Annotated in this window: 14 protein-coding genes; 6 read left to right on the top strand and 8 right to left on the bottom strand. The window is 43.7% G+C overall.

Annotated features, from left to right (window positions below; translation table 11 throughout):
* Window positions 1–60: 60 nt before the first annotated feature.
* The 4 genes from rapA (at window position 61) to RM556_RS09920 (ending at window position 5,253) form a co-directional block, all read left to right on the top strand.
* A complete protein-coding gene (gene rapA, locus RM556_RS09935; protein WP_311374496.1) occupies window positions 61–2,886 on the top strand; it encodes an RNA polymerase-associated protein RapA in 2,826 nt (941 codons plus the stop codon).
* Between the two features lie 31 nt (window positions 2,887–2,917).
* On the top strand, window positions 2,918–3,586 hold the full coding sequence (rluA, locus tag RM556_RS09930; RefSeq protein WP_311374495.1) for a bifunctional tRNA pseudouridine(32) synthase/23S rRNA pseudouridine(746) synthase RluA: 669 nt from the start codon (window positions 2,918–2,920) through the stop codon (window positions 3,584–3,586).
* Between the two features lie 172 nt (window positions 3,587–3,758).
* Entirely contained in the window at window positions 3,759–4,766 is a 1,008-nt protein-coding gene (locus RM556_RS09925) for a DUF3530 family protein (protein ID WP_311374494.1), read from the top strand.
* A gap of 127 nt (window positions 4,767–4,893) precedes the next feature.
* Window positions 4,894–5,253, top strand: a complete 360-nt coding sequence (locus RM556_RS09920; protein WP_311374493.1) for a hypothetical protein — start codon at window positions 4,894–4,896, stop codon at window positions 5,251–5,253.
* A gap of 42 nt (window positions 5,254–5,295) precedes the next feature.
* Here RM556_RS09920 and RM556_RS09915 read toward each other — a convergent pair whose 3' ends face one another.
* From RM556_RS09915 to rppH, 7 genes are all read right to left on the bottom strand, one after another.
* Window positions 5,296–6,267: a sensor domain-containing diguanylate cyclase gene (locus RM556_RS09915; RefSeq protein ID WP_311361195.1), complete on the bottom strand. Its 972-nt coding sequence runs from the start codon at window positions 6,265–6,267 to the stop codon at window positions 5,296–5,298.
* 1 nt (window position 6,268) lies between these two features.
* Window positions 6,269–7,288: a response regulator gene (locus RM556_RS09910; protein ID WP_311361194.1), complete on the bottom strand. Its 1,020-nt coding sequence runs from the start codon at window positions 7,286–7,288 to the stop codon at window positions 6,269–6,271.
* A 211-nt stretch (window positions 7,289–7,499) separates the two neighbouring features.
* Entirely contained in the window at window positions 7,500–8,351 is an 852-nt protein-coding gene (locus RM556_RS09905) for a thymidylate synthase (protein WP_311374492.1), read from the bottom strand.
* Window positions 8,351–9,160 (bottom strand): prolipoprotein diacylglyceryl transferase, encoded by an 810-nt coding sequence (gene lgt, locus RM556_RS09900; RefSeq protein ID WP_311361192.1) that lies wholly within the window; start codon window positions 9,158–9,160, stop codon window positions 8,351–8,353. The genes RM556_RS09905 and lgt overlap by 1 nt, the downstream gene beginning before the upstream one ends.
* 3 nt (window positions 9,161–9,163) lie before the next feature.
* Complete coding sequence (locus tag RM556_RS09895) at window positions 9,164–9,970, bottom strand: sulfite exporter TauE/SafE family protein (RefSeq protein ID WP_311361191.1); 807 nt, start codon at window positions 9,968–9,970, stop codon at window positions 9,164–9,166.
* A 37-nt stretch (window positions 9,971–10,007) separates the two neighbouring features.
* Window positions 10,008–12,296 (bottom strand): phosphoenolpyruvate--protein phosphotransferase, encoded by a 2,289-nt coding sequence (gene ptsP, locus RM556_RS09890; protein ID WP_311361190.1) that lies wholly within the window; start codon window positions 12,294–12,296, stop codon window positions 10,008–10,010.
* A 65-nt stretch (window positions 12,297–12,361) separates the two neighbouring features.
* Window positions 12,362–12,898, bottom strand: coding sequence for an RNA pyrophosphohydrolase (gene rppH / locus RM556_RS09885; protein ID WP_311361189.1), 537 nt, complete (start codon window positions 12,896–12,898; stop codon window positions 12,362–12,364).
* A gap of 106 nt (window positions 12,899–13,004) precedes the next feature.
* On the opposite strand from rppH, the gene mutH reads away from it, so the two are divergent.
* Both mutH and RM556_RS09875 read left to right on the top strand, forming a co-directional pair.
* Entirely contained in the window at window positions 13,005–13,685 is a 681-nt protein-coding gene (gene mutH / locus RM556_RS09880) for a DNA mismatch repair endonuclease MutH (protein ID WP_311361188.1), read from the top strand.
* Window positions 13,686–13,797: 112 nt separating this feature from the next.
* Window positions 13,798–14,043, top strand: a complete 246-nt coding sequence (locus RM556_RS09875) for a YfhL family 4Fe-4S dicluster ferredoxin (RefSeq protein ID WP_311361187.1) — start codon at window positions 13,798–13,800, stop codon at window positions 14,041–14,043.
* Window positions 14,044–14,049: 6 nt separating this feature from the next.
* On the opposite strand, the gene RM556_RS09870 is transcribed toward RM556_RS09875, so the two are convergent.
* Window positions 14,050–15,696 (bottom strand): FMN-binding glutamate synthase family protein, encoded by a 1,647-nt coding sequence (locus RM556_RS09870; protein WP_311361186.1) that lies wholly within the window; start codon window positions 15,694–15,696, stop codon window positions 14,050–14,052.
* Window positions 15,697–15,888: the final 192 nt, after the last annotated feature.

Below are 15,888 nucleotides of genomic sequence, written 5' to 3'. Positions count from 1 at the left end.
ACTGGCCTTAAGGATCAGTACAATGCGCTCCCGTTTTCAGTTTCAACTTGGATTTTTACTATGAGTGCAGCACTAGAATTTACCGTCGGTCAACGTTGGTTGAGCAATACCGAAGCCGATTTAGGTTTAGGCGTTGTGATGGCGGCAGATAACCGAACGATAAATTTGCTGTTTCCTGCTGTCCAAGAAGATCGAACCTACGCGATAGCGCACGCACCGATAACACGGCTTATTCTGAGTGAAGGTGAAAAAGCCTTACACGCTGACGGTTGGGAATTGAAGATTGAAAATGTCGCTATTCAAGACGGTCTCTATATATATTCAGGTGTGCGCACAGACACTGAGGAAAAAGCATCGATAATCGAAGTATCCCTAGACCACAATGTCAAACTCAATCAACCTGAAAAGCGCCTTTTCAGTGGCCAATTTGACAGCCCTAAATGGTTTGATATTCGCCATGAGTGTTTGCAGAAACAATACGATCACGCAACGTCTGGTGCTGTAGGGCTAGTCGGCGCAAGAGTAGAGCTTATTCCACACCAATTACACATAGCCAATGAAGTCGGTAGCCGTTTTGCGCCACGCGTACTGCTGGCTGACGAAGTAGGTTTGGGTAAGACCATTGAAGCTGGCTTGGTTCTCCACCAGCAAATACTAACAGGCAAAGTAAAACGTGCACTCATTGTCGTACCGTCTAGTTTAGTGCATCAATGGTTAGTAGAGATGCTGAGACGTGTCCATTTATCATTTTCTGTGTTCGATGAAGAACGATTGGATGCGATGAGTGAAAGTGATGAAAATCCATTCGACCAAGAACAGCTTGTTCTATGTAGTATTGATTTTATTAAACAAGAAAAAGTACTCAAAGAGGCCACGGCGGTAGATTGGGATATCTTAATTGTCGATGAGGCCCATCATTTGCAATGGTCAAAAGAGCATGTTTCGGAAGAATATGCAGCAATTGAAAAACTCTGTCATATCAGCAAAGGTGTTTTGTTATTAACAGCAACACCAGATCAATTAGGTCATGAAAGCCATTTCGCAAGGCTACGCCTACTAGATCCTGCGCGTTTCCATGATTATCAGTCCTTTTTAGAAGAAGAGTCGCATTATGGTGAACTGGCAAGTGCAGTCTCTCCTCTCATAGATAATTTGCACATGGAACAGAGTCATTTAGATGCTTTGAATGCTGCAGCCCCAGGCGAAACCATTACTGATGAAATGTTAGCTAGCGGTGAAGAGCGACAAGCCCTACTTCGTCGCTTAATTGACCAACATGGCACAGGCCGTTTGCTGTTTAGAAATAGTCGCGTCAGTATCCAGGGATTTCCAGAGCGTATCGCACTTCCTGCTCCTCTAAAGCTTCCTAAAGAGTATGCAGTGTCGATGTCACTTGAAGAAGACATTGAGTTAAGCCTGCACCCCGAGCGAGCACCATTAGTTAACGATAACTGGACTAAGTATGACCCTCGAGTCACTTGGCTAGTCGACTTACTTGAAGAATGCAAAGGCGAAAAAGTATTGGTCATCTGTGCTTACGCCTCTACTGCGCTGCAAATGGCTGAATACCTACGTCAGAAAACCGCAATACGCCATAGCGTATTCCATGAAGGAATGAGTATTGTAGAACGCGATAAAGCTGCCCATTTCTTTGCTACTGACGAACAAGGTGCGCAAGTATTATTGTGCAGTGAAATAGGCAGTGAAGGCCGTAATTTCCAGTTTTCTCGCCACTTGGTCTTATTTGATTTGCCAATGGTGCCTGATTTACTTGAGCAACGTATTGGTCGTCTGGACCGCATTGGCCAAAAATACGATATCAACATTCACGTCCCTTACTTCGAGAATACCGCGCAGCACGTTTTATTCGACTGGTATCAAGATGGTTTAGGCGCATTTGAAAGTACGTGCCCTGTAGGTAGTGATGTATACAAACAAGTAAGCACCGACTTACTTGCTTCATTAAAAGACCCTGAAGATACTGAACTGAAACTAGATATTATTCATCAGACTCATGAACTTACTGTAGATTTGAAACGGAAAATCGAACAAGGCCGTGATAAATTGCTTGAATTGAACGCCTCTGGCTTTGGCCAAATTGATGATTTACTTGATCGAATCGTTGCGGCAGAAAATCCGGTAGGTTTAATGAAGTTCATGAGTCGCTTGTTCGATACGCTAGGAGTGACTCAGGAAGATAAAGATGACCACAGTTTCATTTTGCGTCCAACTGAACAACTTGTTCACCAAATACCCGGTTTGACTGAAGACGGGTTGGAAGTAACTTATCAACGCAATACTGCTACTAAATTTGAGCAACTAGGCTTTCTAAGCTGGGACAGTGACATTGTTAGGCATTGCCTAGATTCGGTGACAACCGATGTACTTGGCAAGAGCAGTATTGCCTTTGCTAAAGATCCCGAGCTGCCAACGGGTACCTTTTGGATAGAAACCACGTCTGTGCTGAGCGCCAGCGCAGCTGCTGATTTGCAGCTATATCGTTTTTTACCCCCAACGCCGGTAAGAATCTGTGTAGATGCTAAAAATAATGAAGTCGATATTGAGTTTGAGCAACTCTTCAAAGTCAAACGTAAAATGGCTTTACAATTGCTTCAGGCCCTAGCTGACCCAATTTCTGCAGGGATCGAACAGAGTTTGAAGTTGAGCCATCAAGCGCTCGCTGAAAAGCAGGCAGCCGCTCTACAAGGTATGCAGGAGGAGTTAGATGGTGAAGTGGGACGTTTACGTTCACTACAGAAATCAAACCCGTCCATCCGTGATGAAGAAATTGAATTTGTAGAAGAACAAAGACGTCAGCTAAGCGACATTATCGAAAAAGCGGAACCTTATTTAGATAGTTTGCGCGTTGTTGTGAACAACCCGTAACTCATGAACACAGAAGAGCAACGATAATCCAATGGCGCTATTGAGTTACGAGCCACCGACAAATCCCTATCTAAAGATACTGTATCAAGATGAGGATATTCTGGTGTGCGATAAACCTAGCGGGCTATTGACTGTGCCAGGCAAAGCGCCCGAACATAGAGATTCGCTTCAAACCCGTGTTCAACGAGTGTTTCCTAGCGCAACGATAGTCCATCGTCTCGACATGGCAACGTCAGGTATACTCATTTTGGCACTCAATAAGCCAGCCCACGTGCATATTTCGAGACAATTCGAAAATAGGCTCACTTCTAAGCGCTATTTCGCGAGAGTGTTTGGTCATCTTGAGCAGGAACATGGCAGCATAGATTTACCGTTAATTTGTGACTGGCCAAATCGGCCTAAACAAATGGTTGATCACGAACGTGGAAAACCCTCGCAAACACACTATCAAGTGGTAAGCCGTGATGCTTACTCCACTCTAGTTGAGCTAACACCGATCACCGGTCGTTCTCACCAGTTACGCGTGCACATGCTAGCATTAGGCCACCCTATATTGGGTGATAGGCTGTATGCTCATGAAGCTGCTTTGGCGAAGAGCCAACGGCTCTGCCTACATGCACAAATGCACCAATTCGCCCACCCCTCTAGCGAACAGGTAATGTGTTTTGAGAGTGATCACGACTTTTTCGCAGAGCCATAAGGGAACCACAAGAAAACCATCAACGCGAGCTTCACGTTCCTCCATCCCAGCATCGCAGGCAATGGCCAAATACCTATATTCACAGTGTACTGAAGCATTATCACTCAGCTTTTAAGTTTCCAAGCTTGTTGGTCGATAAAGGTAATTAGTCTCTTACAAATTTAGATAACTAGTGAAAGCCAATTACCTTTTATCGATACTCATCGTTTTTATTGTCATCGCCCTGGGTTCGACCTCTGTCGGGGCGCAAACGCTTAGCTTCAATAATTTACTCACGAAAGATATCGAACAAGGCCTACACCAAGATGAGTACGAATTGATAGAAGTTGGTGACAATCGTTTACCTATCTTTATTCAACGCTCCGAATTGCCAATAAACAAAGGGCTTATTTTTATTCTGTCAGATGCCGATGTTCCGTTGGGCAAAAGTAACTCTCTGCATCAACTAGCAGGTATTTTACCAAAAGCTGGCTGGACAACGGTGCTACTTCCCTCATTAGGGCTTCAACTGGGCCCAAACATTGCCTTTCCAATCACCGAAGATGCTGACACAGTGGAAGATACAAGCTCACCCGAAAACCCAGAGGAAAATCCAGAGGAAAACCGAGAAGAAGAAAACCAAGAAGATGAAAATGATGCGGTAGTAAGTGAAGAGAACACTCAGAATGTGCAAGAGGAAGAACCTCAAGAAGTCGCTAAGATAACGAATAGGCGAACCCTTCAAAACAGTATTTCTGAAGCACAATTAGTTATCTATGCAACCGAGGTTGAAGCATATTTACAGTCAGGATTTGAGCATATGTCTACCACGATGGGTCATCGCATCGTGCTAACTCAAGGCATTTCAGCTGCGACGATTGTGAAGCTTGTTGCTGATGGAAACCCATCATTTCAGGAGGTCGATGCGTTAATTGTGCATAGTCCATATTGGCCAATTCGAGAGCTAAACAAGCGAGTCCCCAGTATTGTTGCACAAACAGAGATTCCCGTTTTAGATTTGTTCAGTGAATGGGATAACGCTTGGAGCAAGCAAACGCGCAGAAACCGCCAAGTTGCAGTCAATACCGAACTAAAGGAAGTGTATCGTCAGGTTGAGATTGTTGGTCAAGAACTGGATGCTAGCCAAGCAGATTACATTGCTAAGACGATTAAAGGTTGGACTACGTATTTAGGTTGGTAATGGTTCTTTCGATTTTTTGCTACTGATTAAAACCTCAATTATAACAGATAGATAGCCAAACTAGAGTGTCACTCCAAAGTAAGTTTCAAAACACTACCTATACTAACGGTATGTATTCATCTGAGATGTGCAAAACACCGCATCCTTAACTGAGTTATTTATATTGTTAGTACAACAGTTTATTGACCATAAAGCCGAGCAGTTAGCGTTTTATATGCGCTCTTATTGGCAAAATGAGCTTCCATATCAAGAGCTCGAATGCTTCCTATGGGATACATTTGAAGAATGGTCACAACTCAACAATCAAAGCATGCAACCCTATAGTCACAAAGAACGTGTGTTTTGGCATGTGCTCCACCAAACCCACTTTTGGGAAGAGCCTATCATCAAGCATGATATCTATGTTAAAACACAGCTTTCTACATGCGTAATGTATTTAGAGGGAAATGGTTTATGTCCTATCGACGTGATAGGTATGCGCCCTTAATTCAAGCATCAGTCACAAGTTAGATTTACAAACGGGTCTATCCTAGGTAGGTTTCACTTCTGACGCTAAGACAACCTGATTTCTACCGCCTTCCTTCGCCTGATACAAGGCTTTATCAGCATCTTCTAACCATTGACTTGCTTGAGTATATTTCGGCGAAAACTGGGCGATACCAACACTAATAGTATACTTAATATTAATATCTTCATAAGCCACGGCATCTAGGCTAACTAATTTGCGTAATCGCTCAGCCACAATCTTGGCTTTTCGTTCAGTTGTGTCAGGTAACACGATAGAGAACTCTTCACCACCATAACGGCCTGTAATATCGGTTTCTCTGGTGGCCAATTTGACTAGATTTGCCAAGCGCTGGATCACTAGATCACCTGCGTGATGACCATAAGTATCGTTTACCTTTTTAAAGTGATCAATATCTAACATAATTGCACAAATATCTGGCTTATTACGCACTGCCATTTTGAATTCGCGCTCATAACGCTCTTGCCAATAGCGACGATTGAATAAACCTGTTAAACCATCGACACGACTCACTTCTTGTAAGCGCTGGTTCAAGCCTTCAATATTCTTCTTAGCAACGGCTTGATCGGTCACGTCGTAAACTAACACACATATGCGGTCAGTTTTGCCGCTTGTCGATGCAAGCGGAAAAATCGTCACGTTTTGATACATTACGTCAGACGTGGATGTAATTGGGCGGCTTGTACCAAACTTGAAAACGTATGGGCGTTGCTCCCATATGATAAATGCGGGTGTTCCCATTGAAAAAACTGGCTCACACTTACGTTTAAACCACTGCTCATCGACCTCTGGGAAGAATTTGAATACGTTTTTACCGGCAATTTGACTAGGGCGCACGTCACTGTGGTTCTCCATGAACTGGTTCCACACTTCAACGTTATAGTCTTTATCCAAAACGATGATGCCCACTTCAATGGAACTTAATAGGTCATGTTGCCAGTGCATGTTCGCCATTTCAGAAGCGATATTACTCATGTTAGCCTACCTTTTGGAAAACGAGTCGATTGAATACTTTGTCTACATCTTGATCTGGAATTAATAGCAAAAGTTCAAAATTCAAATTGTGTTTGGAAATCGCATAAGCTATTTCTATCGCGAGCACTTTGTCCCAACGTGAAACATGATTATTCATCAGTTCATACAGGTCGCAATGTAGCCCAAGAATAATCGGAGAATTATGGGTGAATTTTACGTTTAATTGGGCTGATAGCGCATTTAGACAAGCACCGATAAGAATATTCGAAACATCCATTAAGGCTTCAACTTCAGCACCTTCATGGTTTTCATCATTGGTGGCGCCAAGTAAATTAGCCATATTTTCAACATTACTGTCGTTGAACAATATGATAGCTTCGCCACTGATCCCTGTGCTAATGAACCCTTTTGATACTGCCGACATCTGCGAGTTTTGGTTAACTTCATCGAGTGCCATATGCAACTCGTTAGTATGCAATAAACTGACATTTGGAATAGGTAGCTCAATAAATTCATTCAGGACTTTCGCTAAGTTTTCACCAGCTTGTCCCATTGCGACATTGGCCAGTTCGCGAAAGGCATCTAACTTCTCGTCTTCGTCTGCTGTGTCAGATAATTGCGTTGTTTGTTCACGATGAGATGCGCTGGTATCACCATTGTAGATACCATATTTTGCTAATATGGTAGTAAGTTTTTCGTTGTCGATGGGTTTGCGAATAAAGTCGATCGCTCCCATCGCCAACATACGATTCCTGGCTTCTTCTTGCACATCTCCAGATACCACAATGACTAAAGTAGGCAGGTCTTGCTTACGAATAATTTCCATTGTTTGATAGCCATCAAGCACTGGCATGTTCAAATCAAGGAAAAGAATATCGCCTTTACCTTCTTTGATCATATCAATCGCTTCTTGCCCGTGCTCTGCAAACGATATATCAATATCCCAGCCGTCGGGAAGTGAGCGCGCCATTGCCTTTCGAGCAAAGCCGGAATCGTCACAAATTAACACAGATACTGTCATTCAGTAGCCTTCTGTAGGTATCACATCACATTAGATAAGGAGATATCAGCCTCTCATGCTAGCTTCGTGGGAAAAGTCAGCAAACAAAGACGCGTTGTTGATTAAGATATCGGTCGTTTAGAGCACAAACTTTATTACAATTCGGCTTAATAATCAAAACTCTCATTAAGCTATGTATAAAATCCCATAAGCAAAATCGCGATTACCTTACTTACACTGAAAATGGGTATGCAATTGCTTCATGATGCTCATATCCTTCGAGCACGAAATCATCAGTTGTTACCCAAGTTTCAAGGTCTTTTAATGACCTGATGTCTGGGTTTAGGCTCAAACTTGGGTTAGCAAAGGGCTGTCTTTTTAATTGTACGTCGCGCATGAGTTCAAACTGATTTTCGTAAATATGCGCATTCACAATTTTATGATAAGCCTTTTTGGGGTTCTTACCTGTGATCTGTGCGATAAGCGCAAGAAACACATAAACCTGAATTTGATTGAAGTTTAGCCCTAATGGGACATCACAAGAACGTTGATAACTCGTCAGGTACAAATCATCGTTTAGCAAAGAAAATGTATGTGTGTGCATGCAAGGACGCAAACAACCTAAATCAAATTCACCCGGATTATAGAAAGTAATGATTTCACCTCGGTCATCAATTCCCTGAGATAGATTATCAACAACTTTAGCGAGTTGGTCTAAATGGCTACCATCCGGTTTTTGCCAGCGACGACCCTGTACGCCATAAACGCGGCCCATATCATCTTCGCCTTGCCGATTAGGGTTTGATAGCCAAGCTTGGTTTTCATTCGCATTTGCATTCCACGTATTACAGCCAATAGAACGAAACTCTGCAGCGCTTTGATAGCCTCTTAAGTAACCTAGTAACTCTGCGATCGCTGCTTTGTAGTAACTTTTTCTTGTAGTGACCAAGGGGAATGACTTATTCTCAACGTCATATTCCAATTCAGCGTTAATCACTGTTAAGCATTTCTGACCGGTACGCTCGTTACTCAACCAAGTGCCTTCATCCACGATGCGTTGGCACAACTTTTCATACTGACTCATTACGCTTTCTCACCCTTTTTTACAGCATAAGCAATTAGACCTAGACCACCAACAATCATAGGGATACACAGTAGTTGACCTTGCGAAAGACCGAAAGAATATAAGCCTAAATGTGCATCCGGTTCACGGAAGTACTCTACGAAGAAACGGAAACTACCGTAACCCACTAGAAACAAACCACCTACTGAACCCACTGGGCGCGGTTTAGCGGAATACAACCACAAAATAACAAAGAGAAGAACACCTTCAAGTGCAAACTCATATAATTGAGATGCATGGCGAGGATATTCTCCGGCATTCGGAAAAACAAAAGCCCACGGTACGTCAGTTGTGCGTCCCCACAACTCGCCATTAATAAAATTACCAATGCGGCCGGCCCCTAAACCGATAGGCACTAGAGGCGCGATGAAGTCGCCAACACGAAGAAATGACCACTGACGCTTTCTTGAATACAAATACGCGGCAAAAATGACGCCTAAGCAGCCACCGTGAAAGGACATCCCGCCTTCCCAAATCTTAAATAAATACAGTGGATTATCAAGAAATACGCTGAAGTTGTAGAACAATACATAGCCAACCCGGCCACCGAGTACTACGCCCATAAACCCCCAAAACAGGAGGTCGCTGAGTTGATCTTTGCTCCAGTCTGTACGTGACAGTCTGCGATTGGCTAACCAAAAAGCGGCGACAAAGCCAACAAGATACATCAAACCATACCAACGTAGGGCAAGAGGCCCTAATTGAATAATCACTTCATCAATTTGGGGAAACGTTAAATGAGGGGGGATATTTGAAGCTGGCGTTGTCATGTATTACTCAATTCCTATAATCATTCTAATGCTGACTAAGACCAAGAAAGCGGCAAACACTTTCTTTAATTTGGCAACGTCTAGCTTTTGCCCTAGTTTAGCACCAATTGGCGCTGTTAGGATAGACGTAGCAATGATGCCTAAGGTGGCTGGTAAGTAAACGTACCCCAACGAAAATTCGGGTAAGTAAGGCTTCTCCCAGCCGGTATAAATGAAGTTCAGCGTGCCAAACACAGCAATGATGATACCACTGAACGCCGCACAGCCGATGGCTTTACGAATATTGACTTGAAACCAAACAAGCACAGGCACTATTAATGCGCCTCCACCAATTCCCATCAGCGCCGCAATGAAGCCACTTCCGATGCCAATACCACCCAAGCCTTTATTGCCAATAGTATTTTTAGAGGCCTTGCGTCCACCAAATACCATTTGTAAAGCAATCACAATGACTAAAACAGCAAATATTCGTTGCAATAATACACCAGAGATATGACTTGCAAAGTGCGCCCCTAAGGTCGCACCAATCGCGATCCCAAAACCACAGTAAGTGATAATGCGCCGATCTAAATTGCCCAGTTTATAATGACTGCGAGCAGAGGACATGCCCGTCATAATGACGGTTGAAAGCGAGGTGGCAATTGCAATAGGCATGCTATCTTCTACACCGAGACCTAAGAAGAAGTGTAATAAAAACACCAAGGCAGGCACAATGACTAAACCACCGCCTATACCTAATAAGCCTGCCAAGATCCCTACTACCGAACCGAGAACAGCACACAACATCAATATTTCGAGATTTGGGTCCATTTATTTTCCACAACTAAGCCCTGTTGGGCATCACTAATTACGAACCAGCTCGAACTAGGCCTCCCAAGCCCTTGGATTCAAGATATTCATCTACTATTTCTTTTACATTTTCAGGGCCGCAACAGCCGAGAATATCCGCTAGAAGATTTTCTAATTCAGCTACCGAAACATTCCGAATGACCCAATTTATTTTTCGTAAGCTATGCGCATTCATACTCAGTTTTCGATAGCCCATTGCCATTAATATTAATGCGCCGGTTGGCTCACCGGCTAGTTCCCCACACACTGTGATGGGTGTTCCACTTACTTCTGCACTCTTCATTATATGATTTAAGGCAAGTAAAACTGACGGGTGGTAACTAGAATACAAAGAAGAAACACGGCTATTATTTCGGTCTACCGCCAATAAATATTGCGTAAGGTCATTTGTACCGACAGAGAAAAAGTCGACCTTCTCGGCAATTTGTTCCAACTGAAAAATCACAGCAGGCACTTCAAGCATGACGCCAATGGCTGGTTTGAAAAGCTCTTGATTAGCCTGCACAGCCTCTTCTTTCACTTCATGAAAGGCTTGCTTAATGAGTCGTTTGGCATCATCAATTTCATTTAAGGTGGAAATCATGGGCAACAAAATATGCAGATTGTGCAAGCCGATACTCGCCCGCAACATCGCTCTCACTTGCACCAAAAAAATATCAGGATGATCTAAGGTTAACCTAATACCACGCCAGCCAAGAAATGGGTTCTCTTCGTTAATAGGGAAATAGGATAAGGGCTTATCACCACCCACGTCCAAGGTACGCATGGTCATCTCTTTTTCAGGATGCGCATTTAACATCGCGCGATACAGCTCATATTGTTCTTGTTCAGAGGGGAAACGTTCTCGCAACATAAACGGGATTTCAGTGCGGTATAAACCAACACCCGCTCCCTCTTTGTTATTATCCATTTCCAAATCAGCAGACAAACCAGCATTCACCAACAAGGTCATATCGCAGCCATCTTGGGTGGTAGAAGGCGCTTCAGCTTGGCTGGCGATCTTTTGAGACAGTGTTTCTTCTTCAGCAATGAGTTGTAAAAATTCTTCACGAGCCAGCGCCTCGGGTGACACAACAACTTGCCCTGAATAGCCATCCACAAACAATTCTTTATGATTGAGGAAGTTCAAAGGCACTTGGCCTAAACCCATTACCGCTGGTACGCCCATCGCTCTCGCCAGTATGGCCGCATGAGAGTTATTTGAACCCTGTATAGACACAATGGCTTTCAATTGTTTGGCTGGAAATTCGGCGAGCATCGGCGCACTGACTTCTTTCGCCACAAGAATAGCTGACTCAGGCATTTTCGCCGGGTCTTTTAGTGGTGATGAATTTGCGTCCATAATGTTGTGTAATATTCGATTCGACAAGTCGACGATATCCACGGCACGCTCTTGCATGTAGGGATCTTCCATGCTCGCGAACTTTGTAGCATAAGCTTCTACAACCAGTTTTAAGGAAGAGGCAGCGTCCCAATTTTCGCGTATTTTTTGTTCGACTTCTCGACCCAAACTGTTGGCATCCAAGAGCTGGTGATAAAGCTGAAAAATTGCTTTCACATCTTCGGGTAAGGTGCTGCCCAAGTTATCGGAAAGAGACGCAACCTGCCCTCGCGTTATTTCTACTGCTTTTCGATACGCTTCTACCTGCCCTGCTTGGTCGCTAGTTTTACGAAGCACGAGCTGACTTAACTCATGCTTCATATTTAACACAACCGCATTACCAATCGCGAGACCTGGAGAACCCGGTACACCGTTAATACTTTTCTGATCGTTGGCTGAATTGTCAATGCTCACATCGAGCACACCCAACATTTCAGCGTTAGCAATTTCCAATCCGATCTGTGTGGCGAGTGTGACTAAGAAAGCCTCTTCGTCTTCACTAAAACGTCGAATCGACTTCTGCTGCATAGAAATCACACCCAGCACTTTACGCTGGTGAATTATAGGTGTGCCAATAAAAGCGAATAAACTGTCTTCGTTGACTTCTGGGAAATGTTTGAAGCGAGGATGTAATGGCGCATTTTCAATATTAAGAGGTTCTTCACGCTGACCGACTAAGCCAATCAAACCTTCACTGAAACCAATTTTGACTTTATTTACCGCCGAGCGTTCGAGGCCGTCGGTTGCTTTGAGTACATGCACTTGATTTTTGTAGTCAGCCAGATAGATAGCGCAAGAGTCCACTTTCATGGTCTCTTTCACTAAGGTGGCTAAACGCGCTAACGCAGGCTCAAGCCCCGGTATCTGGTTAACTTCTTGAACAATTCTTTTCAGAGTTGTTAGCATGCATTAAGCTCCATTGCAGTTAACGAAACAAATAATGCAAGCATTCAGCTTTCCCAGAGCCCGACTTATGCTTGCGGTCGTGAACGACGACGTTTGTTTTTTCGGTGATTATTATTCGTTGGTTTTTGAGCGGGTAAGACCAAAGGTGAAAATTCTTTCATGACCTTACGGTATACATCACGTTTAAAAGAAACCACATTTCGAATTGGATACCAGTAACTCACCCAGCGCCAATCATCAAATTCTGGATGGCCTGACTGCAACAGGTTAACGTCTTTTTCCTCACACTTTAAGGTGAGCAAAAACCATTTCTGTTTCTGACCAATACATACAGGGCTTGAGCCCTTTCTTACAAGGCGTTTCGGCAATTTGTAACGAAGCCAGTTGCGAGATACGCCAACTATGCTTACGTCTTTTTCAAGTAGACCCACTTCTTCGTGGAGTTCCCTATACATTGCCTGTTCGGCAGTTTCCCCTTGGTCAATCCCGCCTTGTGGGAATTGCCATGAATGCTGGCCATAACGTCGAGCCCAGAAGACTTGACCTAGCTTGTTACATATAATTATGCCAACATTCGCGCGGAATCCTTCGGCATCAATCACTTAGATTACCCAGCGCTTTTATTCTTTCATATAACTTCATTCTTCCATAAACTATGCATTAAGCAAAGCGCTAGTTTTAATTATTACAAGGAAACTCTCTAAACCCATGCATTCATCTTCGCCTCCTAGTTCACCACCCGCTTCCCTTAATGAGCTAATGAGCAGAGCAAATGCGCTTTCAGGTCTGAGTTTAGGTGACTTAGCCGACGCCGCAAATATTGTCACACCGCAGAACTTTAGAACACAAAAAGGCTGGACAGGACAGCTAATAGAACTCTGGTTAGGAGCAAGCGCCGGTTCGAAGCCGGAACAAGACTTTCCAGAACTGGGGGTAGAACTAAAAACGCTCCCCTTGTCCTACACTAACCTCCCCTTAGAAACCACGTATGTGTGCTATGCGCCTTTGACTCACAATACCGGTGTTACTTGGCAAAATTCTAACGTGCGCAACAAACTCCAAAAGGTACTTTGGCTGCCTGTACAGGGTGAACGTGAGATTCCTCCCGCTCAGCGTCTCATCGGTTCGCCCATATTGTGGCAGCCTAGTATTGAGGAAGAAACACTCTTGCGGACAGATTGGGAAGAATTAATGGATATGATTAGCTTAGGTCAAGTAGAGCGCATAGATGCGACCGTTGGCAGCGTGCTGCAATTGCGACCTAAAGCAGCGAATGGCTCCGCTCTCACTGAAGCTATCGGCGAAGACGGTCAAGCTATCCAAACTCGCCCTCGCGGCTTCTATCTTCGCAAGAACTTCACTCAGGGCATTCTACAGAGCGCTTTCTAGCAGTAAAAAAGACAAATTATTGAGCTTGATCAAGCACCCTGCTTGTGTCACTTGCGCTTATACTTAGCAATGCTATTTTGTAGCCAAGGTCTACTACATTGAGAGAAACGACATGGCTTTATATATTACTGAAGAATGCATTAACTGCGATTTATGCCCCGAAGAGTGTCCAAACGATGCAATTGCAATGGGTGCCGAAATTTATGAAATCGATGCAGATAAATGCACCGAATGCGTTGGTCATTATGATGAACCTAGCTGCGCTGCGGTTTGCCCGATAGAATGCATCGAAGTGAATCCGCAACGCAAAGAAACGGTTGACCAATTAGCTGAGAAGTTTGAGCGTCTACAAGCCTAAACGGGCTTACGACGCCTCATTCTCGCACAATGATTTCGTTTCTTGATTGATGCTAGTTAAGGTGCGTTTAGGCGCAAAGCTGTTCGCATCAGCTTCCTCAATATCAATCGCGTAATTATCAGGAATACAGTCTTTTAAAAACCCACCCACAACCATATGTGGAAAGATTTCATCATAGCGTTTCACTTCTTGTTGATTCACTCTCCTAAAAATATGCGTTCGATTTAGGTCACTCGGCGACTTCAAGCCTGCTGACGATATGATGTCTACCGTGGCATGGATAGTCTTTTTATGAAACTGGAATACACGAACCGCTTTATTCTCAGGCACCAAACCTTTGTGTAAGCTGGGATCCTGTGTCGCTACACCGGTTGGGCATTCATTGGTATTGCATGAAAGAGATTGCACGCAACCGAGGGCAAGCATCATGCCGCGTGCGCTATTACAAACGTCTGCGCCCAAGGCTAAATTTTTAACCAAGTGGAAGCCCGAAATAATTTTACCTGAAGCAATAATTTTTACGTCTTCACGAACGCCGTAACCGGTTAAACAGTCATCAACAAACGCCAACGCTTCTCTTAGAGGGGAGCCAATTGAATTGGAATACTCTAGTGGTGCAGCACCGGTGCCGCCTTCGCCGCCATCCACAGTCACAAAATCAGGCGTAACATTGAGTTCTACCATGGCTTTACAAATAGCGACAAACTCACTTCGACGACCTAAAGCCAATTTAATCCCTATCGGTTTGCCGCCGCTGAGCTCACGTAAAGTATCGACAAATTGAATCAACTGCATCGGCGTTTGAAAAGCGCTGTGAATGGATGGTGAATCAACTTGAGTGCCAACTCTTACGCCACGTATATCGGCGATCTCTTGTGTGTTCTTACTCGCTGGTAGAATACCACCATGACCAGGCTTCGCCCCTTGAGAGAGTTTGATTTCTATCATTTTTATATTTTGATGACGTGCTTGTTTTTCGAATTTCTCAGGGCAAAAACCACCCTCGTCATTGCGACAGCCGAAATAACCTGTTCCTATTTGCCATACGACATCAGCGTTGTGTTCTAAGTGATAAGGACTGACACCGCCTTCACCAGTATTGTGATAAAAACCTCCCAGCTTGGCGCCTTTATTCAAAGCCAATAAAGCGGGTTTACTTAGCGAACCAAAACTCATCGCAGATATATTTAGAATACTGGCGGAATAGGGTTGTTTGCAGTGTTTACTGCCGATTGTGATGCGAGGGGCCTTATTTATTTCACTAATATTAAAGGCAGATAATGAATGTCCAATCCACTCATATCCAGTCTTATAAGTGTCTACTTGCGTACCAAAAGGAATGGTATCGCGACTATTTTTCGCTCGCTGATACACTATATTTCTAAACATTCTAGAGATGGGCGCGCCACCGGTATCAGTTTCAAGAATATATTGCTGAACAAAAGGACGCACATCCTCAATCATCCAACGTGCGCGGCCAATCAATGGAAAGTTTCGTAAAATAGCATGTTTGGTTTGCTGACTATCATAGATGGCAATCGCTAATAAGGACCCAGTGAGTAACAACACCCAGAGGAAATTCAAAGACAGCAAGCCAAGAGCGAGCACCAATAAATTTATCGAAATTAATATTTTGAAGATCTTGTTACGCATACATTTCCTTGTGAATAAGGTCTATGACATTTGCTTCTCACGAAATAAAAAGGTCCGTTACTTCAGCTAATGGGCACTTGTCTTTATTAGAAAGGGATAGCTCTCATTTACGTTCAGCTTAAACAAAAAAACGCCTTTATCAAAGAATAAAGACGTATTAGCAAGCTTACCTCGGGATTAAAAGAGGTATTG

This window comes from Alteromonas sp. W364, assembly GCF_031846205.1.
Lineage (GTDB): Bacteria > Pseudomonadota > Gammaproteobacteria > Enterobacterales > Alteromonadaceae > Glaciecola > Glaciecola blandensis.
The sequence above is the reverse complement of the archived record's forward strand: the minus strand, read 5'-3'. Positions and strand labels throughout refer to the sequence as shown.

Excerpts from the sequence above, each read along its gene's own strand:
- rapA (WP_311374496.1), top strand. The coding sequence starts at position 61 with ATGAGTGCAGCACTAGAATTTACCGTCGGTCAACGTTGGTTGAGCAAT.
- rluA (WP_311374495.1), top strand. The coding sequence starts at position 2,918 with ATGGCGCTATTGAGTTACGAGCCACCGACAAATCCCTATCTAAAGATA.
- RM556_RS09915 (WP_311361195.1), bottom strand. The coding sequence starts at position 6,267 with ATGAGTAATATCGCTTCTGAAATGGCGAACATGCACTGGCAACATGAC.
- RM556_RS09910 (WP_311361194.1), bottom strand. The coding sequence starts at position 7,288 with ATGACAGTATCTGTGTTAATTTGTGACGATTCCGGCTTTGCTCGAAAG.
- RM556_RS09905 (WP_311374492.1), bottom strand. The coding sequence starts at position 8,351 with ATGAGTCAGTATGAAAAGTTGTGCCAACGCATCGTGGATGAAGGCACT.
- lgt (WP_311361192.1), bottom strand. The coding sequence starts at position 9,160 with ATGACAACGCCAGCTTCAAATATCCCCCCTCATTTAACGTTTCCCCAA.
- RM556_RS09895 (WP_311361191.1), bottom strand. The coding sequence starts at position 9,970 with ATGGACCCAAATCTCGAAATATTGATGTTGTGTGCTGTTCTCGGTTCG.
- ptsP (WP_311361190.1), bottom strand. The coding sequence starts at position 12,296 with ATGCTAACAACTCTGAAAAGAATTGTTCAAGAAGTTAACCAGATACCG.
- mutH (WP_311361188.1), top strand. The coding sequence starts at position 13,005 with ATGCATTCATCTTCGCCTCCTAGTTCACCACCCGCTTCCCTTAATGAG.
- RM556_RS09875 (WP_311361187.1), top strand. The coding sequence starts at position 13,798 with ATGGCTTTATATATTACTGAAGAATGCATTAACTGCGATTTATGCCCC.
- RM556_RS09870 (WP_311361186.1), bottom strand. The coding sequence starts at position 15,696 with ATGCGTAACAAGATCTTCAAAATATTAATTTCGATAAATTTATTGGTG.